This is a genomic window from Dokdonella fugitiva, from assembly GCF_004342425.1.
Lineage (GTDB): Bacteria > Pseudomonadota > Gammaproteobacteria > Xanthomonadales > Rhodanobacteraceae > Dokdonella_A > Dokdonella_A fugitiva.
Genome location: NZ_SLWQ01000001.1, coordinates 363,768 through 385,738 on the forward strand (window position 1 = coordinate 363,768; position 21,971 = coordinate 385,738).

The following is a 21,971-nucleotide window of genomic DNA, read 5'->3' on the forward strand; positions in this document are numbered from 1 at the left end:
CCGCCACCATGCACGTTCGATCCGCTGTCGCGGTGCTCGTCTGCCTGACCTCTGCAACCCGCGCCGCCACCCTCGAGGTCGGGCCGGGGCACGCCCATGCGACGCCTTGCGCGGCGATCGCCGCGGCCGCCGACGGCGACACGATCCTCATCGACGCCGCCGGCAGCTACGCGGGCGACGTCTGCGCGTGGTCGAAGAACGGACTGACCCTGCGCGGCGTGAACGGGCGGCCGCGCATCGATGCGAACGGCGCGAGCGCGCAGGGCAAGGCGATCTGGGTGATCTCCGGCGCCGACACGACGATCGAGAACATCGAGCTCTCCGGCTGCCACGTGCCCGACATGAACGGCGCCGGCATCCGCCAGCAAGGCACCAACCTGACGGTGCGGCACGCCTGGTTTCACGACAACGAGAACGGCATCCTCGCCGGCGAAGACGTCGCGAGCACGATCACGATCGAGTACAGCGAGTTCGCCCACAACGGCGCCGGCGACGGTTTCTCGCACAATCTCTACGTCGGCCACGTCGGCCATCTCGTGTTTCGCGCCAACTGGTCGCACGACGCGATCGTCGGGCACCTCCTGAAGTCGCGCGCCGCGCGCAACGACATCCTCTACAACCGCCTCACCGGCGAGGCGGGCAACGAGAGCTACGAGATCAACCTGCCCAATGGCGGCCTCACCTACGTCATCGGCAATCTCATCCAGCAGCCGTCGACGACGCAGAACAGCGCGATGCTCGACTACCTCAGCGAAGGCGCGGGGTCGAATACGGATTTCCGCCTGTTCGTCGTCAACAACACGTTCGTCAACGACCGCGGCGGCGGTACGTTCCTGCAAGTGGGCGGCAGCACGCCCGCGCTCGCGCGCAACAACATCTTCTTCGGTGGCGGCACGATCAGCACGCAGGCGGGCGCCGTGCTCGATCACAACTACGCGGGCAGCGCGGACCTGTTCGTCGACGCGGCGCACTACGATTATCGCCTGCGCGCCGATGCTGGCGCCGTGATCGACCAGGGCGTCGACCCCGGCAGCGGCGGCGGTGAGGCGTTGCAGCCGGCGAGCATCTACGTCCACCCGGCCAACGTCGCCGCGCGTATCGTGAGCGGCGCGATCGACATCGGCGCTTATGAATGGAGTGGTGAGGCGATCTTCAACGACGGCTTCGACGGCTGAATGCGTTTCGCCTCAAGGCGAGATCCTGAACGGCGGTCGCGGCGTGGCCGGACACGTGGTATCGATGGCTTCGACCGACCCCGTGCGGACGAGCGTCGCGTGCGCACTTGCCGCACATCGCGTCCAGCCGGAGTGCCCCTGCCCGCGCAGCACGAGGTCGGCGTGGCGAGCGAAGCCCTTCGCCACGCGGTCCGCGAACGCCTTCGGCGTCGCGGGGTCGACGTCGCCGGAAACGAACAGCGTCGGCACGGACGACACGACCGGTGCACGATAGCCCGGCGGCAGCGTCGCCTGCGGCCAGCCTGCGCAGGCGGCGCGCTGTTCGCGCACGCGGTAGTCGCCGAGCCACGTGTGCGCCGTCGCGGCGGCGACTTCCGCGTCGGTGATGTACCTCACATCTTCCGCACAGGTGATCGAGAGGAACACCCCCGCGCTGAACTGGTGGTCGAACCCGCGCGCCGATTCGAGGATGCCATCGACGAGCGGCTTCCAGTCACCCTGGTGCGCACGATGGATCGTCCACGGCACGTCGGCGGCACCTGCCGGCGAATACATCATGAAGCGCAGGCGTTCGGCGACGCGGCCCGCGTCGAGCGCGACCGGCCGTTCCGTACCGGCAACCGGAACCTCGACCCGGCCATCGGCGAGCCGCGCGAACACCTGCCTCGTCTCTTCGCGCAACGCAGGGAACGCGGCGGCGCAGCGCGCGTCGCTTTCGCACGCGCCGATCGTCGCGTCGAGCACGTCCTGCGACACGCGCGCGAACGGCAACGGAATCGGCACGTCGATCGGCACGACACTGCCGAGGTAGGCGGTGCGGACCGAGTCCGGGTAGGCATGCAGGTACACCTGCGTCGCGCGCGTGCCGTAGGACAAGGCATAGAGGTTGAGCCGGCCGTAGCCGAGCGCACGCCGGACGTGTTCGACGTCGTCGGCGAAGCGCGCGAACGAATATTGCGTGAGGTCGGCGCGCGCGGCGAGTTCGTCGCGGCAGCGCGCCACTGCCGCCGGCGGCAGGAAATGGGCGAGGCTCGCCGCCTCGTCCCCGGCCGCATGCAGCGTGCACGCGAGCGGTGCGGACCGGCCGGTACCACGCTGGTCGATCAGCAGGATGTCGCGATCCGTGAACGTCGCCGCGAGGTCGAGGCCGATGTCCGCGGCCGAATCGATCGCCGCCTGCCCAGGCCCACCCGAGAAGAACGCGATCGGATCGCGCCGCACGGGCATGCGTCTGGCCGGCAGCACGGCAACCGCGATCGACAGGTGGCGCCCGTCGGGTCGATCCGGGTTCTCCGGCACGTCGAACGCGCCGCAGCGCGCGGGCGTCGGCACGTCCGGCAACCGGCAATCGCCGAGCCGGGGCGAAGCGGCGCCGAAGGCGGCGTCCCTGCCGACGGCCGCCGCCCCAGCGACCAGCAGCAGCGACAGCGGCAGCGCCGCGAGCATGTGCACGGGTCGATTCAGCATTGATGGCCCCCTTTCCGCATGGGATGCGCAGCGGTCGCGCAGCGTTTATGCCCGAGCCGCCGTTTTTGCGGGAAGCGGCTTGCGCCACCATGCCTGCCATGACGGCGCCGACGCCACCCACCCGCGGAACGTGAACGCGGCATGGAAGGGCTCGATGCGCTCGGAGCCCGCCTGGCGCAGCCATGCGGCGCCGGCATCGGGGTCGAGCAGCCGACGGCTCCGCCGAGGGTGGCTCATTTCTGCCATGGCATAAATCTGCCGGCCGATTCGTTTGACAGGGCCGCGTGGCGTGTCGACGATCGTGGGCTTCCGGCGCCGCCGCCCGCGTGCCTCGAAGCCTCGTGGGTTGGCTGCCTTCGCAGATCAGATCAGAGGTCCGCATGCGCACATCCGTCCTTGGCATTGGTTCTTTCGCGATCGCTGCCGCCGCCGCGTTCACCGCGGCCCCGACCCGTGCCGACGTCATCGGCACGTCGATAGGCACCGACCTCGTGGTCGACTCGTCGTTCGGCACCACCGGCGGCTACACGGTCGTCAACTACAACGACGACGCCGGCACCTGGGACGAAGTGGTGCGGCTGATCCCTGCCGACGGCGGCGGCACCTGGATGACCGGCTTCCATCGCACCGACGCCAACGGCGACCGCTTCGCGATCGCCCGCCTCGACGCGAACGGCGTGCTGGACCCCAGCTACGGCGACGGCGGCAAGCGCCTTGCCGACACCGCGATCAATCTCATCCGCGACGTGATCCTCGTCGAGGATCGCTTCTATCTCACCGGCATCCACTACCTCGATGGCGGGCTCGGCGATGCGGTCGCGGCCTGCGTCATGCTCGACGGCACGCCCTGCGCGGGCTTCGGCGACGCGGGCTCGGTCGAGCTGCCGCTCAATGCACCGGGCTTCAACAGCGACGGCGCGCGCATCCTCGAACGAAACGGCGCGCTGTACGTGATCGGCAACACCGATCCGGGCGGCAAGAGCGGCCATTCGAGCGCGATCGTCGTCGCCAAGCTCGATGCCGCGACCGGCGCGCTCGACCCGGGCTTCGGCGACGGCAGCGGCCCGCTCCCGGGCTCCGTCGTGTACGACCCCAACCTCATCGAGGACAGTTGGGACTTCGCCTATGCAGCCGCCTTCGCCGGGAACGGCGACATCCTCGTCGGCGGCTCCGCGCAGTACGACCGCGGCACGAAGGCGTACGTGCTCGCGCTGGACCCGGCCACCGGCGCGCCGGACGGCGCATTCGGCGACGGCGGCTTCGCATGGGCATCGCTGCAGAACGGCGTGCACAGCGACGAACTCACCGTGCGCGCGCTGCACGTGTACGACGACGGCCGCATCGTCGCCGCCGGCAACGCGAACCACGACGACGAGTTCTTCAACTCGATCACCGGCATCCTGCTCCTTTCGCTGCAGCCGGACGGCACGCGGTCGCCCGGGTTCGGCGTCGACGGCCTCTCGCACGTGGATGCCGGCATCAACCTGCAGGTGACCGACTTCGCCGTGCGCCCGAACGGCGACCTGCTCGTGTCGACGCCGTCGAACGGCCTCGTGCCGGACGACTACATCTCCGACAGCCTGCAATCGGTGCTCCAGTTCGACGCTGCCGGCAACGGACCGACCGCGACGATATCGTTCGAATATCCCTCGCTGGTGCAGCCGCAAGGCTGGCCGATGTCACTGCTCGTCGATGCCGACGACCGCGTGCTCGTCGGCGGCGCACGCCTCTGGGACTACATCTTCCCGGTCCCCGACGCCGACCACGTCGTCACGCGCCTCGTCCGCGACGTCATCTTCGCCAACGGCTTCGACGGGCTCGTCGTGCACTGAGCCGCTCGGCTGGGAACAGAAGCGGAAAGCGGAAAGACTGAAACACGAAGGACACGAAGGAAGAGCGGCCGCAGGGAATGGCGAACGCCTGATATCCCTGCCTCGCCTCCTTCGTGGCGTGCCCCGGCCCTGCGCTCGAATGTGGAGCCGTGCCGGTCTGCTGCGCGTGGCCCGTGTCGAATTCTTGCCGGCTTTCCGCTTTTCCTTCGTGTCCTTCGTGGTTCAATCGGTTTTGCCCGGCTTCGTGCGGCGCTTGGTATTCAGCCTCGGCGCTCGCGCACCCGCGCGCGTGCCGGCGTCGACCTGCCCGGCGCTGCGGTCGGCGCGTTGTTCGGCGGGGGGCGCGATGCGGCGCAGGTTGAGCGCCGTGTTGATCAGCGCGATGTGCGAGAACGCCTGCGGGAAATTTCCGACGAGGCGCTTCGCGTCGACGTCGTATTCCTCCGCCAGCAGGCCGACGTCGTTGCGGATCGCGAGCAGGCGCCGGAACAGGCGCTCGGCGTCGCGTCGGCGGCCGAGCATCGTGTACGCGTCGGCGAGCCAGAAGCTGCAAGCGAGGAACGCGCCCTCACCCGCGGGCAGGCCGTCGCCGGCGGCTTCGCTGTCGTAGCGCAGCACGAAGCCGCGGCGCACCAGGTCGCGCTCGATCGCGGCCACGGTGCCGACGATGCGCGGATCGCGCGGCGGCAGGAAGCCGAGCTGCGGCATGAGCAGCAGGCTCGCGTCGAGGTGGCGGCTGCCGTAGCTGCGCACGAAGGTCTTGCGGCGGCGGTCGTAGCCCTTCTCGCAGACCTCGCGGTGGATGCGATCGCGCAGGCGCCGCCAGTGCGCGACCGGCCCGTCGAGGCCGAGGCGTTCGACGCTCTTCACGGCGCGATCGAAGGCGACCCAGGCCATCACGCGCGAGTAGGTGAACGCGGCCGGCTCGCCGCGGACTTCCCAGATGCCGGCGTCGGGTTCCTGCCAGACGGACTCGAGGTGTTCGAGCAGCGCGCGCTGCAGGTCCCAGCCCGATGCATTCGTCGACAGCGAACCGCGGCGTGCGTGGTGCAGCGTGTCCATGAGTTCGCCGTACACATCCAGTTGCAGCTGCGCGTGCGCGGCATTGCCGACGCGGACCGGCGCGGAACCCTCGTAGCCGGCGAGCCACGGCACCGTCCATTCGGTGAGCCGGCGCTCGCCGGCGAGGCCATACATGATCTGCATCTGGCCCGGGTTGCCAGCGACCGCGCGCAGCAGCCAGTCGCGCCACGCGGCCGCCTCCTCGAAGAAGCCCGCGTTCATCATCGCGAGCAGTGACAGGGTCGCATCGCGCACCCAGCAGTAGCGGTAGTCCCAGTTGCGACCGCCGCCGAGTGCCTCGGGTAACGACGTCGTCGGCGCCGCGACGATGCCGCCGGTCGGTGCATAGGTGAGAGCCTTGAGGATGATGAGCGAACGGCGGATGTCGGAGCCCCAGCGCCCTTCGCCTTCGAAACGCGCGCTCCACGCGGTCCAGAACGCCTCGGTCTGTTGCAGCGCGATCTTCGGCTCGATCGCGCGCGGCGGTGGTTCGTGCGAGCGCGCGTAGGTGAGAACGAACGGCACCGCGTCGCCGCGTTCGACCGTGAACGCGGCGGTCATGCGCTCACCGCCGCCGCGCACGCCGACCGGCGTGCGCAAGGTGACGCTGTCGGGCCCGGCGATCGCGCGCAGGGCACCGTCGCCGAGCTGCGCGACCCATGGCACCTGTGCGCCGTAACCGAACCGCAGCACGAGGTCCATCGTCATCGGCACGCGTCCTTCGTCGCCACGCACGATGCGCACGACGTCGGACGCGGCGCCGCGCGGCGGCATGAAGTCGACCAGCGTCACGCGGCCGGTACGCGTCTCGAACGTGGTCTCGAGCACGAGCGTCGCGCCACGATAGGCGCGCCTCGTCGAGCGCAGGGCGCCACGCGGACGGATGCGCCAGCGCCCGTTGTCGGCCTTGCCGAGCAGCGCGGCGAGGCAGGCGTCGCTGTCGAAGCGCGGCCAGCACAACCAGTCGATCGCGCCGTCGCGCCCGACCAGCGCAGCCGTCTCGCAGTCGCCGATGAGCGCGTAGTCCTCAATGCGCGCCATGGCGCGTGGTGAAATCGAGCACGACCTTGACGTCGTCGGGGTGCGGTGCGAACGCGTCCTGCCAGGCGTCGAGCGCAACGCGCCGCGTGACGAGCCGGTTGAGCCAGTGCCGGTCGGCGGCGGCGAGCGCGGCCGCGCCCGCGGCGTAGTGCGCGCGGCGCGCGTTCACGGAACCGAACACGACGGCATTCTCGAGCACCATCTCGCGATTTATCGCGCCCGCGTCGACGCCGGTCTTCGTGCCGGCGCGCGAGACGCCGGTCAGGCAGAGGATGCCGTTCGGACGCAGGCGGCGGATCGCCTCGAGGATCACGCTCGATGCGCCCGTGCACTCGATGACGACGTCGAAGGTTGCGCTCGCCGGCGGCGGCGTGCGCGCCGTGGCGTAGCGCGCGCCGAGTTCGCGCACGAGTTCGGGCTTGGGGCCCGACTCCGCGCGATCGTAGACGGCGACCTCGCAACCACGCTGCGCGCCCATCATCGCGGCGAGCAGGCCGATCGGTCCCGCGCCGGTGACCCAGACGTCGCGGATCGTGCTCGCCGAAGAACGCGCGGCGAAGCGCTCGATCTCGGCCCAGGCCTTGGCGACGACGCTCGCCGGCTCCGTCAGCACGCCCGCGATGCCGAGCGCAGGGTCGACGCGCACGGCGAACTCCGGCTCGATCCGCACGATCTCCGCGCCATAACCGTCACGCGCCTTGATGCCGCGTTCGGTGTAGCGGCCGTTCTCGCACAGGTCCCATTCGCCGATCGCGCAATGCGCGCACGGCACGGGATCCGGCCGTCGCACGATGCCCGCGACCGCGTCACCCGGCGCGAAACCGCTGCCGTCCGGCGCCTCGAGCACATGGCCGAGTGATTCGTGCCCGATCACGAGGCGCTCGCGACCCGGCGGCGCCTCGCCGTAGTCGCCCGCGAGCAGTTCGCGATCGGTTCCGCACACGCCGATCGCATCGACCGCGACGACGAGCGCCCCTTCGTCGGCCTCCGGCGCAGGCAAGGTTTCGAGTCGCGCCGACCCCGCGATCCCGGGCACGAACGTGACGGCACGGCGGCGGCGATCGGCGTCCATGCGACACGACTACGCCTGCGGCACTGAATCGCGCCTTATCGCGGCGGGGTTCGAAGTCAGGATCAAAAGATTGAATACGAAGGACACAGAAAATGTCGCTTGAAACACGGAGCACACCGGAAGGCGACCTTTCTGGTCGAGAGCTACTTCTCCGTGCGCTCCGTGCTTCAATCGTGATCTCCTGTGTTTCCTTCGCGCCCTTCGCGTTTCGGTCTCCGCTTCCCCGGAAGCCGCGCTGCTTCCGGTGACCGGCGCGGCTCGCGCTGCGCGAACGCCGGCAGGGTGGATCAAGCCGCGCAGCGGCTGATCCGCCTTTGCGCATCAGCGACGGCGTGCGGCTTCGCTGTCGCGCCGGGCGACAATGTTCGCGGCAGGTGCGTATACTCGGCCTACTCGACTCCACAGGGGGAATCGATGCACATGTTCACGACGCGCCTTTGCAGGCGCGCGCGGCTGCTCGCGCCCGCGATCGCATTCGGCGCATGCGCCGTGCTGCTCGCCTCGCCGGTCAGCGACAGCCGCGCAGGCACGCCGACGTATTCGATCGGCTTCCATCGCATCAGTTCAGGCGCGGCGCGGCTGCGCGGCGCGTGCTACCGCGTCGCCGGCAGCGTCGGCGAAGCCGCGCCCGGCTATTCGAGCGGGCCGACGATGGAAGTGATTTCCGGTTTCTGGACGGCCGCGGCGAATCCGCCGGACCAGATGTTCTTCAGCGGATTCGAGGGGTGCTGACGATGAAACGTTTTCCGTCCAAGCTGATCGCGCTCGCGCTCGCCTGCGCATTGCAGGGCGCCGTCGCGGCGCCGCTCGCGCCGCAGTCGAGCGCGTTCACCTACCAGGGCCAGCTCAATGCGAGCGGCACGCTCGCCAACGGCACCTACGTGTTCACCTTCACCCTGTTCGACGCCGAAAGCGGCGGTGCGCAGGTGATCGGCACGACGCCGATCCAGCAGTCGATCACGGTCGTCGACGGCCTGTTCACCACCGATCTCGATTTCGGGCCCGTGTTCAACGGCACGCAGTACTGGCTCGAGATCAAGGTCGGCACGACGAGCGCCAACCAGGAAACCCTCGCCGGCCGCCAGGCGGTGTCCGCGGTGCCGGTCGCGCAGTACTCGCTCAACCCCGGTCCCGCAGGACCGACCGGCCCGGCGGGCCCGCAGGGCGATGCCGGTCCGACCGGTCCGCAGGGCGCGACGGGCCCCGCGGGGGCCATGGGTCCGACGGGGCCGCAGGGCAACACGGGGCCGACCGGCGCCGCAGGTCCGATCGGTCCGACGGGACCGCAGGGCGCGACCGGCCCTGCTGGCGCGACCGGCGCCACGGGCGCGCAGGGCCCCCAGGGCGTGCAGGGTCCGATCGGCCCGATGGGCCCCGAGGGCCCGACCGGCCCGGCCGGCGCGCAGGGTGCGACGGGACCGGCCGGCCCCGCGGGCGCTCCCGGTGCCACCGGACCGCAGGGACCACAAGGCGTGCAGGGACCGCAGGGTGTGCAGGGCGCCACCGGCCCGGCGGGTCCCGCCGGCGTCGCGAACGTCTATGGCGACGGCTCCGATGGCGCGGGTACGTTCGGCACCGTCGACTGGACCGCCTCGCCGCCGGCGAGCACGTTGCAGTTCACCAACCTCACCGTGACCGGCACGCTCACCGTGCCGAGCGGCCTCGTGATCCGCGCGACCGGCAACGTCGCGATCAATGGCCAGATCGTCGTCGCGACCAATACGAACGCGGGCGCGGGCATCGGCAGTTCGGCCGCTGTGCTCGGCAACAACAACGTCGGCGTCGGCGGCGGCGCGGCGAGCCCGCTGTTCGCGCGCCTCGGCGTGAGCCCCGGCCCCGCGGGCGGCGGCATCGGCCCGTTCGTGAACGGCGGCGTGCAGACGCCCGCCGGCGGCGGCGGCACGATCGTGATCCTCGCCCAAGGCACGATCACGGTCGGCGCCGGTGGTGCGATCCGCGCGGACGGCGCGGTCGGCGTGGCTGCGATTCCGTCGACGAGCAACGGCGGCGGCGGCGGTGGCGGCGGCATCATCATCCTCGCCTCGAAGACCGGCATCAGCAACGGCGGCACGATCAGCGCGGCCGGCGGCAAGGGCGCCGATGCGCTCGGCGGCACGACCGGCTCGGCCGCATCGGGCGGCGGCGGCGGTGGCGTCGTCAACCTGCTCGCGCCGACGATCAGCAACGGCACGATCAACGTCAGCGGCGGCGCGGCGGGTGCGGGCACCAACAGCAACGCGAATACCGCGTTCGGTGGCGGCGGCGGCGGTTCCGCCGGCGCGGGTGGCAACAGCGGCAACATCGGCACAGCGGCAACGGCGGGTGGCCCCGGCAGCATCTTCACGAAGATCACGAGCGATCCGTCGCCCCTGTTCGTCTCGCCGGTGCATCGCTGAGGCGAGTGCGTCGTAGCGGCACGGCCGGCGCAACGCCGGCCATGCCGGAACGACCGCGCAACGGACTGCCCTGCGCTCAGTTTCGTCCGACGCGCCGGTAGGCCGAATCCGCCGGGTACGCCTGTTCGAGGATCGGCCGCGCGTCACGCTCGAGCGATTCGGCTTCGCGCGCGTTGCCGGCGGCGCGCAGCGCGCGTGCGTACGCCAGCGCGAAATAGGCGGTGCGCGGATGCCCTGCGCCGACGTCACGCAGGTTCAGTTCGTACGCGCGGCGGTCGTGCGCCAGCGCGCCGGCGTCATCGCCGCGTGCGCGCAGGATGGTCGCGCGCGTCGCGGCGGCGCGCGCATGCAGCTCCGGCTCGACCCGCGTACCGACCGCCTCGACCTGGTCGAGCAATGATTCGGCCTGCGCATACTCGCGATGCGCCACGTGCCAGCGCGCGAGCGGCAGCCGCGCGTAGGCCAGCTCGCTCGTGTCCGGTTGCGCGGCGCTGCGCGCCTCGATGACCGATTCCAGCAGTGCGCGCGCCTCCGCGCCGGCATGGCCGGCATCGATCAGCGCGATCGCGAGATCGACGCGCAATACCGGCAGGCGGTCGTTGTCCTTGCTGCCGACAGCCGCCTCGTAGATGCGCAAGGCTTCGCGCAGCAGCGGCACCGCGGCATCGAACTCGCCGAGCAGGTACTTGATCCAGCCCGCATCGAAGATCGCCAATGCGTACTGCGTGCTCTGCCTGCCGTTGCGGCGCTCGATCACCGGCAGTCCCGCGGCGAGCGATCCGGCCGCCTCGTCGAACAGGCCATGCTCGGCGAGCGTCACGGCGAACACGACGCGGTCCATCGCGAGCACCGCACTGTCCTCCCCGAAGAGCTCGCGCGTCAGGGCGAGGCGATCGCGACGCGTGGCGAGGGCCTTGGCGTAGTCGCCGGCATAGAGCAAGGCGTTCTCGTACTCGCGCAACGCGAGGCGGTACGCGTTCGTGTGCGTCGACCCGGCGGAGGCATGAAGCGCCAGTGCGCGCTCGCAGTACGGTACCGCGGCCGCATGCTCGCCGACGTCCGACGTCACGGTGCAGATGTCGAGCAGCGATTGCGCGATCTCCGGCGGCGCGGCGTGCGACGCTTCGCGCAATTCCAGCGCGCGTCGCGCGGATGCCATCGCCTGCGGGGCCTTGCCCGCGGCGTCGAGCGCCTGCGCGAGCGTGCCGTATGCATCGGCGAGCAGGCGAAGGTCACCGGCGCCATGGCGCAGCACGAGGTCGAGCGCACGCCGGGCCGCCTGCTCGGCTTCATCGGATGATCCGCGCGCGCCGAGGATCGCAAGCGCCTTCGCGCGCAGGCTGCGCGCCGCCGCGAGCGGCTCGTCCACCGCCGGGGTGAGGGCGAGCCGTGCCGCCTCCTCGAGCAGCGGCGCGCCCGCGTTGCCTTCGTTGATGCCTCGATAGGCGTTGCCGAGCGCTTCGAGCAGGCGCGCGCGTGCGCGCGGCTGGCCGGCCAGTTCGGTTTCGATCCGCGCCCGCCCCTGGTCGAGTACTTCACGCGCGGTGAAGTCGTGCCGACCGGCGCTGGTCGGGTCGGACAGTGCGAACGTCGACACGAGGAAGTCCGTGGTCTTTCCGGCGACGTCCGCGGCGAGGCGCGCGTCGCGCTCGGCGAGCACGGTCCTCCACGTGAACCCGCCGGCGAGTGCGGCCACGAGCACCGCGGCGGCGAGCGGCCAGCGGTTGCGCCAGAGGAAGCGGCGCGTGCGATAACCGAACGCATCGCGCCGCGCGAGCACCGGCCGCGCGGCGAGGTAGTTGCGCAGGTCGTCGGCGAGTTCGGCGACCGATGCGTAGCGCCGTTCCGCCTCGCGTCGCAGCGCCTTCAGCACGATCGCGTCGACGTCGACCGGTATGCGGCGCAGCCGCGCGTCGCGCCCCACCGCCGCGCGCCGCGCGACGCGGCTCGGCGCTTCGACGTCGCCGGACAGGATCGCGCTCGTGCGTGCATGTTCGGACTCCACGTGCGCGAACGGCCGCGTGCCGGCGAGCACTTCGTAGAGCACGATGCCGAGCGAATAGATGTCGGTCGCGGTGCCGAGCGGCTTGCCCTCGATCTGTTCCGGGCTCGCATAGGCGAGCGTCATCGCGCGCACGACGGTGGTCGCGTTCGCGCCCGGCGCGTCGTCGAGCAGGCGCGCGATGCCGAAATCGAGCAGCTTCGGCTCGCCGCCCGCGCCGACGAGGATGTTCGCCGGCTTGAGGTCGCGATGGATGACCAGCCGCGCATGCGCGTACTCGACGGCCGCACAGACCTTGAGGAACAGCTCGATGCGCTCGCGCAGGCCCGCCCGGCGCGCGTCGCACCAGCGATCGATGCGCTCGCCCTCGACGTATTCCATCGCGAGGAACGGCGCGCCGTCGGCACCGCGGCCGGCGTCGACGAGATGGGCGATGTTCGGATGGTTGAGGCCGGCGAGGATGCGTCCTTCGGCGAGGAAACGCGCGAGTTCGCGCTCCCCCGGCGCTCCCGCGCGCAACATCTTCAACGCGACGCGCTGGCGGGTCGTGCCATCGTCGCGTTCGGCCAGCCAGACCTGGCCCATGCCGCCTTCGCCGAGCCGCTCGACGAGGCGATACCGGCGCGGCGCGACCGCCTCGACGCGCGCGTCGGCGAGCAGCACGCGTGCGAGCGCGTCGATCGCGGGTTTGAGCGCGCCCGCACCGCTGTCGTCGTCGACCGCTTCGAGCAGCCATTCGACCTCGCGGCGCAACGCGTCGTCATCGGCGCAGGCCCGCTGCATGCGCGCCGCGCGCAACGGCGGGTCGAGTTCCAGCAGCTCGTGCACGATCGCCTGTGCACGCTGGTAGCGCTCGTCCTCCTCGACGCTCATCCGCCGAGTTCGCGCTGCAGCCAGGCGCGCGCCATGCGCCAGTCGCGCACGACGGTCGGACGCGCGACGTCGAGCACGTCGGCGATCTCGTCCAGTTCCATGCCGGCGAAGAACTTCAGGTCGACCACGCGGGCCTGGCGTGGATTGATCGCCGACAGGCGCCGGAGCGCCTCGTCGAGCCCGACCAGGTCGACCTCGGCCATCGCGAGATCGATCTCGTCGATCGACACGCGCGCATCGGAACTCGGGCGCTTGGCGGCGGCGAGCCGGCGCGCATGGTCGACCAGCACGCGCCGCATCGCCTGCGCGGCGAGCGCCGCGAACTGCGCGCGGTTGCCCGGCTCGAGGCGGCGCTGCCCGAACAGGCGCAGGCAGGCCTCGTTGACGAGCGCCGTCGTCTGCAGCGTGTGGCCTTCGCGTTCGCCGCGCAGCGCGCGTGAGGCGAGCGCCTTGAGTTCCGCGTAGACGACCGGCGTCACGTGCGCCAGTGCGGCCGCGTCGCCCTCGCCGCAACGATCGAGCAGCGCGGCGATCTCTTCGGGATCGAACGCGTCGCTCATGGACCTCGCTGTGGGGTGGCCTCGCCGTTCACGGGTCCCAGCATAGCAATCCGTGAAGCGGTATCGCGAGCCGGACGGCACGGGGTCGTTGGCGCGCGCCGGCGCACCTCCCCGCGCACGCGCGCCGCACGAAGCGGGTCCGCGCGCGCGGACCCGCGCGCTGGGGCTCACTCGAAGCCGTCGCGGAACAGCACAAGCCAATCCGAATCCGTGCGCACGACCGGCGCGGGCAAGGCCGGGCCGCTCAGCGTGACGGGCCAGTCGACCGTCGCGCCGGCTGCGTCGGCGCGCACCGGAATCGTCACGGCCCAGCTCCGCGTCGTGTGCGCGGGAACGACGAGGCTGCCGATCGCGAACGGCCCGGCGACCGCGGGAGCGCATTCGGCGTCCTGGTCGAACTCGCACCACTGGCCATTCGCGCCATCGAGTCCATCGGTGTCGCCACCGGCCAGCGCGAGCCCGGCGACGTCGCTCGAGGTCGTGTTGTCGACGCGCACGAGATAGATGTTGGTGCCGCCGTAGCGCGCATAGTCACTGCCGTCGGACACGTCCAGCGCGACGCTGCCCTTGCCGATGACGGTGACGACGACCGGCGCGCCCACGCTCGGGGCGAACTCGACATTGCCGAGGTAGTGTGCGGTGATCGTGCGCTTGCCGGCCTGCGCGAAGGTCAGCGTGCAACCGGATTCGAGGGCGGGATCGTAGCTGCAGGTGCCACCGTCGTCGGCGCTCACCTCGATCGTCCCGGCCGGCTCGCCCTGCCCCGGCGCGACGACGGCGATCCGCGCGGCGACCCCGATCGGCATGCCGAGCGGAACGGATGAAGGCAGCGGCGGGTCGATCGCGACCGTCGTCGCCGCGGGCACGACGTCGAGCGTGAGCGCGAGCGGACCGGACGGCAGGTTCGCCGCGTCGCCCGCGTAGCTCACGCCGATGGCATGCGTGCCGATCGTCGCGACATCGGAGGTCGCGGTCGCGTGGCCGGCGTCGTCCAGCGGCAGCGTGTAGTCGATGTCGTCGACGACGAGCGTGACGGTACCGGTCGGCACCGCGTGGCCCGGCGCGGGATGGACCTCGACGTCGATCGTGACGGCCTCGCCGAACACCGAGGTGCCCGGCGACAGGCTCGCGACGAGGCTGGTCGGCCCGGCGTTGCGCGTGAAGGTCGCCGTGCAGGTGCGCCCGACATCGAGGGTAACCGTCGCCGTGCCGTCGTCGGCACCGATGCACGCTTCGCCGCTCCAGCCGGCGAAGCTGTAGCCGGTCGCCGCCTGCGCGATCAAGGTGACGACGCTGCCCTGCACGTAGGTCGCACTGCAGGACGATCCTCCAGCGGTGTCGCAGCCGGCGATCGCGCCGCTCCAGGGCGCCGGCGTCGCCGCCGCGTCGACGCGGCCGTCGCCGACGACTTCGACGGCGAGCTCGACCGGCGCCGCGACCTCGACCGCGCCGATGTCGCAGCGCGCGCCCTGGGGTCGGCCGGTGCCGCGCTGGTCGGTCGCCGGCAGGTCCGTGCAGTCGATCGCGTCGATGGCGGCACTGCCCGCCGCGGGCAGCAGCGTGGGTGTCGCCCCACCATTGTCGGCGAGCGCACCGAGCATCGGATCGCCCGGCGCGAACCCCGTGCAGCCCGCATCGTCGGCGGCGAGATTGCCACCGCCGTCGGTGATCGCGCCGTGGCAACTGCCGGCGCCGTCGTCGACGACCGTTGCACGCACGGCGAGCGTGCCGCCCCCGGCGTGCAGCGAGGCGCCGTCGTGCGGCAGCGCGGATGCGTCGAGCGCGACGTTGGCGGCGAACGTCGCCGCCGTCACCGTGGTCGTGCCGGCACCGACGAACAGCGCGCCGCCGTCGCCGTGCGCGCGATTGTCGCGGAAGGTGGCGTTGGCGATGGTCGCCGCGCCATCGCTCGCGATCGCGCCGCCACGGGATGTCGCGTTCAAGCCGTCGTCGGCCGCATTGCCGGCGAACGTGCTGCCGGCGAGGTCGAGCGTCGCGGTCGCGGCCAGCCATACCGCGCCGCCATCGGCTTGCGCGCGATCCTGTTCGAACGTGCTGTCGAGCACCTGCGCATGACCCGCGGCGAGGGCGAGTGCGCCGCCGTTGCTGCCGGCGAAGTTGTCGTGCAGCCGCACACGGTACATCGCAAGCTCGCCGGCATTGTCGATCGCGCCGCCGTCGTACCTCGCTTGGTTGTGCGCGAGTTCCGAGTCGGCGATGCCGAGCCAGCCACGGTTGGCGATCGCACCGCCCCTGCCGTTGGCCGCGCCGCCACTGATGCGCACGTCGAACAGCACGAGCGTGCCCTCGTTGAAGACGGTGCCACCGTCGAGCTCGACGGGATCGCAACCCCCGCCGCGCGTCAGCGCCAGGTGCATGAGCGCGACCTGCGCGCCACCGGCGAGTGTGACCGCGCGGTGGCAGTACACATCGCCGTCGAGCACGAGGCCTTCGGCGCCGGAGCCGTCGACGACGACGGACGCACTCGGCGCGAATGCGAGTGCGCCTTCGCCCAGCAGGATCGTGCGCTCGCCGGCGGCGAGGTCGAAACCGATGCGGTTGTAGTCGCTCGCGATGACCGGGCAATCGGGGTTGGGCGCGCTGCCGTTGATCATGCCGACCGCTTCGCGCAGCGAGCATCGGCCGTCGACGAGGACCTGGTCCGCGTTCGTCGTCACCGTGACGCTGCCGACGAACTGCTGCGGCGGCAACTCGACCTCGACCGCGCCGATGTCGCAGGTCGCGCCTTGCGGGCGCACGACGCCGCGCTGGTCGAGGTAGCCGGAGTTGGTGCAGGTGGACGCATGGTCGATCGCCGCGCTGCCGGCGCCCGGCACGAGTACGCTCGCAAGCCCGCCGCCACCACCGCTCGCGACGAGCTGCGGATCGTCCGTCGAAACGATGCCGCCGGTGAAACCGTCCTGCGACATGACGAGGTTGCCGGCGCCGCTCGTGTAGCTGGTGGCGCCGCCGAGCGCGACGACGACGACGTCACGCGCGCCATTGCCGCTGCGCGCGGCGATCGTGTTGTCCATCGAGAACCGGGCGACGCCACCGCCGGGGCAGGCATTGCCGCCGGCGGCGCAGCCGGCGTCGGCAAGACTGTAGATCGCGCCGCCGTCGGCCGCGCCGTCACGCCCCGTGGTGCCGGCGGCGACGCCGTTGCCGGCGAGCGTCGCGTAACCCACCTGCAGGGTGCCTGCATAGTTGAAGATCGCCCCGCCGTAGCCACTACCCCGGCCCTGATGCACATCGGCGGCACCACCGCTCGCGCTGTTGCCGGTGAACGTGCTGGCGAACACGGAGACACGGCCCGCATCGTTGAAGATCGCGCCACCGAGGCCGGCACCGCCGCCGCCGTCGCCACTGCCCATGCCGCCATACGACGTTCCACCACCGAAGCCGCCCGGCACGCCGGTGCCGTTGAAGACGCCGCCTCCGGCGCCGGCACCGAAGCCACCCGCGCCGCCTTTTGCCGCGCCATGGATTCCGGCGGCCATGCCGCCGCCACCGCCGAAGCCACCCGCGCCACCGGCGCCACCGACGTGGATGCTGTCGCCGGGATCCCCGCCCCGTCCGCCACCGCCGCCGAAGCCACCCGCACCGCCCTGGCCGCCGTCGCTGGCGACATAGCTGCCGATCGGCCCGACCGCGTGGTCGAAGCGATAGCCGACCGCGCCAGCCGCGCCGCCGTTGATGCCACCGCCGCTCGCCGAGCGCGCGAAGTCGTCCATGCCGCCGCCGCCGTACAGGCCGTCGTCCGGATCACCGGCTCGCCCACCCTGCGCGCGGTTGGCGAAGAACGTGCAGCGCTCGACGAACACGGTGCCGCGATTGAAGATCGCGCCACCCGCGCCGAGCCCGCCGCCGCCGAAGCCCGAACCACCGCCGACGGCGAAGCCCTGGCCGAGAGCGAGACCGCGCAGCGTCAGCATCGCGCCCGTGCCGACTTCGAACAGGCGGAACGGTGCAGCGGCGCTCGCGCGCACGATGCGCACGCCCGATCGCATGCCCCGCGCGGCGTCGATCGTCAGGCTCGCGTGCGCACCGGCGATCACGAATGCGCTCGCCCCTGCTTCGCTGCGTGCATGCAGCGTCAGCGCGATCGTCTGCCCGTCCAGCGACGGCGCGAACACGATCGTGTCGCCGGGCGCGGCGACGTTGATCGCATCGCGCAAGGTGACGCAGGCAGCGCCGTTGCACTCGCGGCTGTCGAGCGATGCGGCCTCGTTGCTCGTCGTGACGGTGAGCGTCGCCGCGTGCGATGCCGTCGCCGCGCACAGCGCGAGCGCGGCAGCCCATGCACGCGCACGCGCGGACGCGCGCCGGGGCGCGGTCGATGCATGCACGCGGCCGGCAATTCGATCATCCATGCGCGCGGCCCTCCAGGCGTGCGCGAAACGCCGCACGACGATCCGCGAACGCCACGCCGGAAAGCTCGCGCGACAGCGTCGCGCGCAGCGACGCGCGCGCCGCCTCGTCGAAGCGGCGACCGTTCGCGGCGGCACTCGCCGCCGCGACGCCGAGCAGCGCGTCGACATCCAGGCCGAGCGGATGCGTCGCGGCGAGGTGCACGAGCAGCGCCGGCGTCGGCGCCAGGCTCGGGTCCTTCAGCCTGAAACCGAACATAATGCTGCCGATACTCGACAGGCTGTTCGCCCCGAGGTGGTGGTAGAGATTGTTCACGCGCGTACACACGTGCATGCCGGACAACACGTGGCTCGACGGGATCGCCACGTCCTCTCCGACGTAGTACTTCATCTCGCGGCCGTCGCCACCCGGGCCGGTCGCGAGACCGCCATGGGTGACCTCGGTGCCGTCCTCGTGCCAGAAGTAGACCTGCGCGACCAGGTGCCCCGCGGCCGGTATCGACGCGCTCGACCCCGACACGCCGCGACTGACGTAGTGGCCGGTGTCGACGCGCACGCGGGTGATCGGCCCATGCGCCATCGCGATGCCCGGATCGCGCACGACGCGTGGCTGCGCCGGAAAGCGCCAGTCGTCGCCGTCCGCACGATGGAAATCGATGAGGTCGAAGCCGACGCTGCTCGGCGGCGCGAGCGGCGACGGCTCGGGGATCGCGGCGGCGGCGTACCCGCTCGTGCGTTGCCAGACGTTGAGTCCCGGGACGATGGAGCCGTCGTACGGCCGGATCGCGCTGTAGTCGCCCGGCAGCTCGAGCGCGTCCGGTTTGCCGTACGGGCCGAGCCAGAGCTCGCGCGTGAGCGCGACCGGGCCCTTCCGCAGCCCGCCCATGGCGGGCCAGAGGTCGCGGAAATCCTTGGCCAGCACGGTCAGCTGCGCGAACGTGGCGTGCGCCGACTTGAGCTTGTCGTAGAGGCCATCCTCGATGTAGGTGCGGTTGCCGGAAGGCGCGCTGATCCGCGTCGCCGTGACCGGCGCGTTCTGGTCGCCGAGGAATATCGGGTTGTTGATGAAGCGGAAGCGCACGCCTTCCCAGTGGTGGTCGAACGTCACGCCGTTCGTCGCCACGACCTGCTGCAGCTTGGCGACGTCGCCGGCGACGAGGCCCGGCTCCACGCCGTAGCGCTTGCCGTTCAGCACCATGTCCTGCAGCAGCATGTGGTGCAGGGTCGCGAACGCGGCGAACAGCGGCAGGAATCGCTCCTCGCGCCCCTGCGGCAGGAACTGCGGGCGGATGCCGATGCAGAACGCGTCGACCGCGATGTACTTCTGGCGCAGGTCGGCGAGCGACTGTGCGCTGCCGAGCTGCAGGTGGATCTGCTGCAGGCTCGCGTAATCGGTGAGGTTCGCCTGCAGGCCGGCGATCGCGTTCTGCAGCGCGGCGAATTCGGCGTCGCTGATCGCGCTGTCGACCAGCTGGCTCACGCGCGCACGGATCACCTGCCACAGGTCGTCGGCGCCAGGCCCGGCGTTCGGCCAGAACAGGCCGACGAGCGTCGTGAACAGGCCGAAGAAGATGCCGCCGACGCCGGCGAGCGGCGACACCATGCTGGCTGCGGAGAGTATCGAGCCGACGATGGCAAGGGTCGACTTGACCGAGATCAGCGGATCGTCGGCGGCAGCGGGCGCGTCGTTCGACGCCGGTGGCGCGAACGCGGCGGCGACCGCCGCGGGCAATCGCGCCGGCGCGCCGAACAGTGCCGCGCACGCGCCGCCCGCGAGCAGCTTCAGCGCGCGGCGGCGCGTTGCCTCGGTCGCGCCGCTCGACCGCGCGGCCCCTGCGTGTCCATTGCCGCCAGCCTTCATGATTCCCCCGGATGACATGCGTTGCGGAACGCCGCTCACGGCGTGCAATGCGAAAGCGGAAACGCCCATTCGAACGGCGCCGGCGGCGCCGGATCGGCATCCACGATCGAATAGCTGCGCGGCATCGACAGCAGCCGCGTGACCGGCGCATCGCGCGCGACGTCGTCGAACAGGCCGGTCGCCTCGTCGAGTCCATCGGCCTGGCCCGTTTCGCGGAAGCGGTCGAACACGAACGGCACGCCTTCGGACATCAGCGGATCGTTCGCGTCGGACACGTGGAAGTGCAGGTGCGCTTCGCTCGAGTTGCCGCTGTTGCCGAGCAACGCGATGACCTGGCCGCGCGCGACGCGGTCGCCTTCGTGCACGCGCAGGCTGCCCGGCTGCAGGTGTGCGTAGAACGCGTAGTGGCCGCCACCGATGTCCTGCATGATGAAATTGCCGGCCGCGGTCTCGGTCGTCTGTCCGGGGGGATTGAACGGCGGCGTGCCTTGCGGCATGCCGTCGCGCGTCTTCGAGATCGTGCCGTCGGCGACGGCGAGGATCTCGCGGCCGTAGGCGAGATAGCTCGCGTTGGCGTCGAGCGGACCGACCGCGCGGCGCGCCGCGTCGTCGACGACGACCCAGTCGATCGCATAGCGCTCGGGCACGTGGAATGCGCCGGTGACGTACGCGCCGTCCGCGCCGCGGATCGGGATCAGCGTGCGTCGGTGCACGCCGGTCGGATTGACCGAATCGCCCGCGACCCAGCCCGGCCCGCGGAACGGCAGGCCCACGACCACCGGCCCGGCCTGCGGCAACGGCGTTTCATCGACGATGGTGCGCGGCGTGCCACCGGCGTCGTCGCAGGCGGTCACCGTGAAGGTGTGGCGCAGCGCGACCGGCGCGGGTGCGCCATCGGCGAGCACGAGGAAGAAGTACAGCACGGCGCCGCCACCCGCGGGCACGTCGACCGGATGCGGCTCCGTCTCGCCCGGCGCGGGATTGGGCAACGGATGCATCGTCGCGTCGTAGACGAGCGCATTGGCCGCGATCGCCGGCCCGTGGTAACGCCGCTCGAGCGCGCCGCCCTGGGCTCGCACGTCGACGAGCCGTGCACATCCGGCGTCGAGGTTGCGCAGGTTGACCTCGTAGACGAGCGCGCGTCCCGCCGCGGTCGGCTGCACGCCCGGCGGGTCATGCAGTTCGAGGGTGATCGCCGCGCGCGCGGCGACGGTCGTGAACAGGGCCGCCGCCGCGGCGGCGAGGTACAGCGGTCGCGATCGCTTCATGACAGGTCCCGGCCCGGTTCTTCCGGGCGTCGGGGCAGTACGCGCAGGAACGCGGCGGCGAGGATCATCGCCAGCACCGTCGATGCGGGTGCCGCGGGTGCACGCCATGCGGCCGCCGCCGGGCCGTGGATACCGGTATCCTCGAATGTCCCGGGGCCGGAGATCAGCGGCTCCGCTGCCGGACCGAGCCTGTCATGAACGACCTGTCGCCTTCGATGGCGCGCCGCCTCGCGGGCATCGCGTTCGCCCTCGCGCCCGTGTACCCGGCCGCTGCGACGGCCGGCCAGCCGGTGGTCACGCTGACACCGCTCACGGCGACGACGCTGACGTTGCCGGCCGATGGCGAGGCGGTCGTCCAGTACCTCGCGACGAACCAGTCGAACTTGGCGCATGCATTCGCGATGACGCCGATCGCGGGCGTCGCGCTCGAGCCCGGCAGCGGCCACTGCACCGCGCCGTTCGTGCTCGCCGCGCACGCGTCGTGCGTGCTCGCGCTGCATTTCACCGGCAGCGCGATGAACGGCGACGTCCATGGCGGACCGCTCGTATGCATCAACGACAATCCGCTCGCGTGCTGGCAGCCCACGGCGGACGCCCAACTGCACGTGACGCTGCTGCCGGCGCAGGTGGCGACGATCGCCGCGACGCCGGCGGCGCTGACGATCGCGGTCGGAAGCACCGCGGTGATCACCGTCGACAACGCGGCCGATTCGCCCGTCGCCGCGGAGGGTCTGGCGGTCGAGGTACCGCCCGCGAGTTCCATCCTCGTCGACCTCGGCAGCTGCGCGGCGCCATTGGCGCCCGCCGCGAGCTGCACGATCGTGATCGGCGGCAGTGCAGCGGAAACGGCGACGCTCGTCATCGCGGGCGAACACACGACGACGGCCGAGGTCGTCGTCACCCTGGTCGACGATGTCGTATTCGAAGACGGCTTCGACTTCATGCCATCGGCTTGAACGCGGCGGCAGAGCGACGGACATTGCGCGTGAGCG

General features: G+C 71.5%; 12 protein-coding genes and 1 pseudogene. 5 read left to right on the forward strand and 8 right to left on the reverse strand.

What is annotated here, in order from left to right:
* Positions 1–8 precede the first annotated feature (8 nt).
* A complete protein-coding gene (locus EV148_RS01535; protein ID WP_131992440.1) occupies positions 9–1,175 on the forward strand; it encodes a right-handed parallel beta-helix repeat-containing protein in 1,167 nt (388 codons plus the stop codon).
* Positions 1,176–1,187: 12 nt separating this feature from the next.
* On the opposite strand, the gene EV148_RS01540 is transcribed toward EV148_RS01535, so the two are convergent.
* Positions 1,188–2,642 (reverse strand): alpha/beta fold hydrolase, encoded by a 1,455-nt coding sequence (locus tag EV148_RS01540; RefSeq protein WP_131992443.1) that lies wholly within the window; start codon positions 2,640–2,642, stop codon positions 1,188–1,190.
* Positions 2,643–3,022: 380 nt separating this feature from the next.
* On the opposite strand from EV148_RS01540, the gene EV148_RS01545 reads away from it, so the two are divergent.
* Positions 3,023–4,474: a hypothetical protein gene (locus tag EV148_RS01545; protein WP_131992446.1), complete on the forward strand. Its 1,452-nt coding sequence runs from the start codon at positions 3,023–3,025 to the stop codon at positions 4,472–4,474.
* A 354-nt stretch (positions 4,475–4,828) separates the two neighbouring features.
* Here the strand turns inward: EV148_RS01545 and EV148_RS01550 are convergent.
* Together EV148_RS01550 and EV148_RS01555 are read right to left on the reverse strand one after the other, a co-directional pair.
* Positions 4,829–6,577, reverse strand: a pseudogene (locus EV148_RS01550) (glycoside hydrolase family 15 protein); the annotation flags it as partial.
* Positions 6,564–7,649: a glucose 1-dehydrogenase gene (locus EV148_RS01555; RefSeq protein ID WP_131992452.1), complete on the reverse strand. Its 1,086-nt coding sequence runs from the start codon at positions 7,647–7,649 to the stop codon at positions 6,564–6,566. The pseudogene EV148_RS01550 and the gene EV148_RS01555, both read right to left, overlap by 14 nt.
* Positions 7,650–8,069: 420 nt before the next feature.
* Here EV148_RS01555 and EV148_RS01560 point away from each other — a divergent pair, with 420 nt between their 5' ends.
* Both EV148_RS01560 and EV148_RS19030 read left to right on the forward strand, forming a co-directional pair.
* A complete protein-coding gene (locus EV148_RS01560) occupies positions 8,070–8,381 on the forward strand; it encodes a hypothetical protein (RefSeq protein ID WP_131992455.1) in 312 nt (103 codons plus the stop codon).
* A gap of 2 nt (positions 8,382–8,383) precedes the next feature.
* Positions 8,384–10,045 (forward strand): collagen-like domain-containing protein, encoded by a 1,662-nt coding sequence (locus EV148_RS19030; RefSeq protein WP_199222691.1) that lies wholly within the window; start codon positions 8,384–8,386, stop codon positions 10,043–10,045.
* Positions 10,046–10,121: 76 nt separating this feature from the next.
* Here EV148_RS19030 and EV148_RS01570 read toward each other — a convergent pair whose 3' ends face one another.
* The 5 genes from EV148_RS01570 to EV148_RS01600 all read right to left on the reverse strand — a co-directional run bounded on the left by EV148_RS01570 (position 10,122) and on the right by EV148_RS01600 (position 20,979).
* A complete protein-coding gene (locus EV148_RS01570) occupies positions 10,122–12,920 on the reverse strand; it encodes a serine/threonine-protein kinase (RefSeq protein WP_131992458.1) in 2,799 nt (932 codons plus the stop codon).
* The gene (locus tag EV148_RS01575) at positions 12,917–13,480 is read right to left on the reverse strand and encodes an ECF-type sigma factor (RefSeq protein WP_131992461.1); all 564 of its coding nucleotides are present in this window, start codon (positions 13,478–13,480) and stop codon (positions 12,917–12,919) included. The genes EV148_RS01570 and EV148_RS01575 overlap by 4 nt, the downstream gene beginning before the upstream one ends.
* Positions 13,481–13,647: 167 nt before the next feature.
* Positions 13,648–17,853, reverse strand: a complete 4,206-nt coding sequence (locus tag EV148_RS19035; RefSeq protein WP_158287263.1) for a choice-of-anchor Q domain-containing protein — start codon at positions 17,851–17,853, stop codon at positions 13,648–13,650.
* On the reverse strand, positions 17,846–19,711 hold the full coding sequence (locus EV148_RS01595) for an insecticidal delta-endotoxin Cry8Ea1 family protein (RefSeq protein ID WP_158287264.1): 1,866 nt from the start codon (positions 19,709–19,711) through the stop codon (positions 17,846–17,848). The genes EV148_RS19035 and EV148_RS01595 overlap by 8 nt, the downstream gene beginning before the upstream one ends.
* A gap of 35 nt (positions 19,712–19,746) precedes the next feature.
* Entirely contained in the window at positions 19,747–20,979 is a 1,233-nt protein-coding gene (locus EV148_RS01600) for a M23 family metallopeptidase (protein WP_158287265.1), read from the reverse strand.
* 194 nt (positions 20,980–21,173) lie between these two features.
* On the opposite strand from EV148_RS01600, the gene EV148_RS01605 reads away from it, so the two are divergent.
* Positions 21,174–21,935, forward strand: a complete 762-nt coding sequence (locus EV148_RS01605; protein ID WP_131992470.1) for a hypothetical protein — start codon at positions 21,174–21,176, stop codon at positions 21,933–21,935.
* Positions 21,936–21,971 lie beyond the last annotated feature (36 nt).

What these genes read in the sequence shown, in the direction of transcription:
- EV148_RS01605 (WP_131992470.1), top strand. Translation starts at nt 21,174, where the DNA reads ATGAACGACCTGTCGCCTTCGATGGCGCGCCGCCTCGCGGGCATCGCG.
- EV148_RS01600 (WP_158287265.1), bottom strand. Translation starts at nt 20,979, where the DNA reads ATGAAGCGATCGCGACCGCTGTACCTCGCCGCCGCGGCGGCGGCCCTG.
- EV148_RS19035 (WP_158287263.1), bottom strand. Translation starts at nt 17,853, where the DNA reads ATGGATGATCGAATTGCCGGCCGCGTGCATGCATCGACCGCGCCCCGG.
- EV148_RS01540 (WP_131992443.1), bottom strand. Translation starts at nt 2,642, where the DNA reads ATGCTGAATCGACCCGTGCACATGCTCGCGGCGCTGCCGCTGTCGCTG.
- EV148_RS01535 (WP_131992440.1), top strand. Translation starts at nt 9, where the DNA reads ATGCACGTTCGATCCGCTGTCGCGGTGCTCGTCTGCCTGACCTCTGCA.
- EV148_RS01575 (WP_131992461.1), bottom strand. Translation starts at nt 13,480, where the DNA reads ATGAGCGACGCGTTCGATCCCGAAGAGATCGCCGCGCTGCTCGATCGT.
- EV148_RS01545 (WP_131992446.1), top strand. Translation starts at nt 3,023, where the DNA reads ATGCGCACATCCGTCCTTGGCATTGGTTCTTTCGCGATCGCTGCCGCC.
- EV148_RS19030 (WP_199222691.1), top strand. Translation starts at nt 8,384, where the DNA reads ATGAAACGTTTTCCGTCCAAGCTGATCGCGCTCGCGCTCGCCTGCGCA.
- EV148_RS01555 (WP_131992452.1), bottom strand. Translation starts at nt 7,649, where the DNA reads ATGGACGCCGATCGCCGCCGCCGTGCCGTCACGTTCGTGCCCGGGATC.
- EV148_RS01570 (WP_131992458.1), bottom strand. Translation starts at nt 12,920, where the DNA reads ATGAGCGTCGAGGAGGACGAGCGCTACCAGCGTGCACAGGCGATCGTG.
- EV148_RS01595 (WP_158287264.1), bottom strand. Translation starts at nt 19,711, where the DNA reads ATGAAGGCTGGCGGCAATGGACACGCAGGGGCCGCGCGGTCGAGCGGC.
- EV148_RS01560 (WP_131992455.1), top strand. Translation starts at nt 8,070, where the DNA reads ATGTTCACGACGCGCCTTTGCAGGCGCGCGCGGCTGCTCGCGCCCGCG.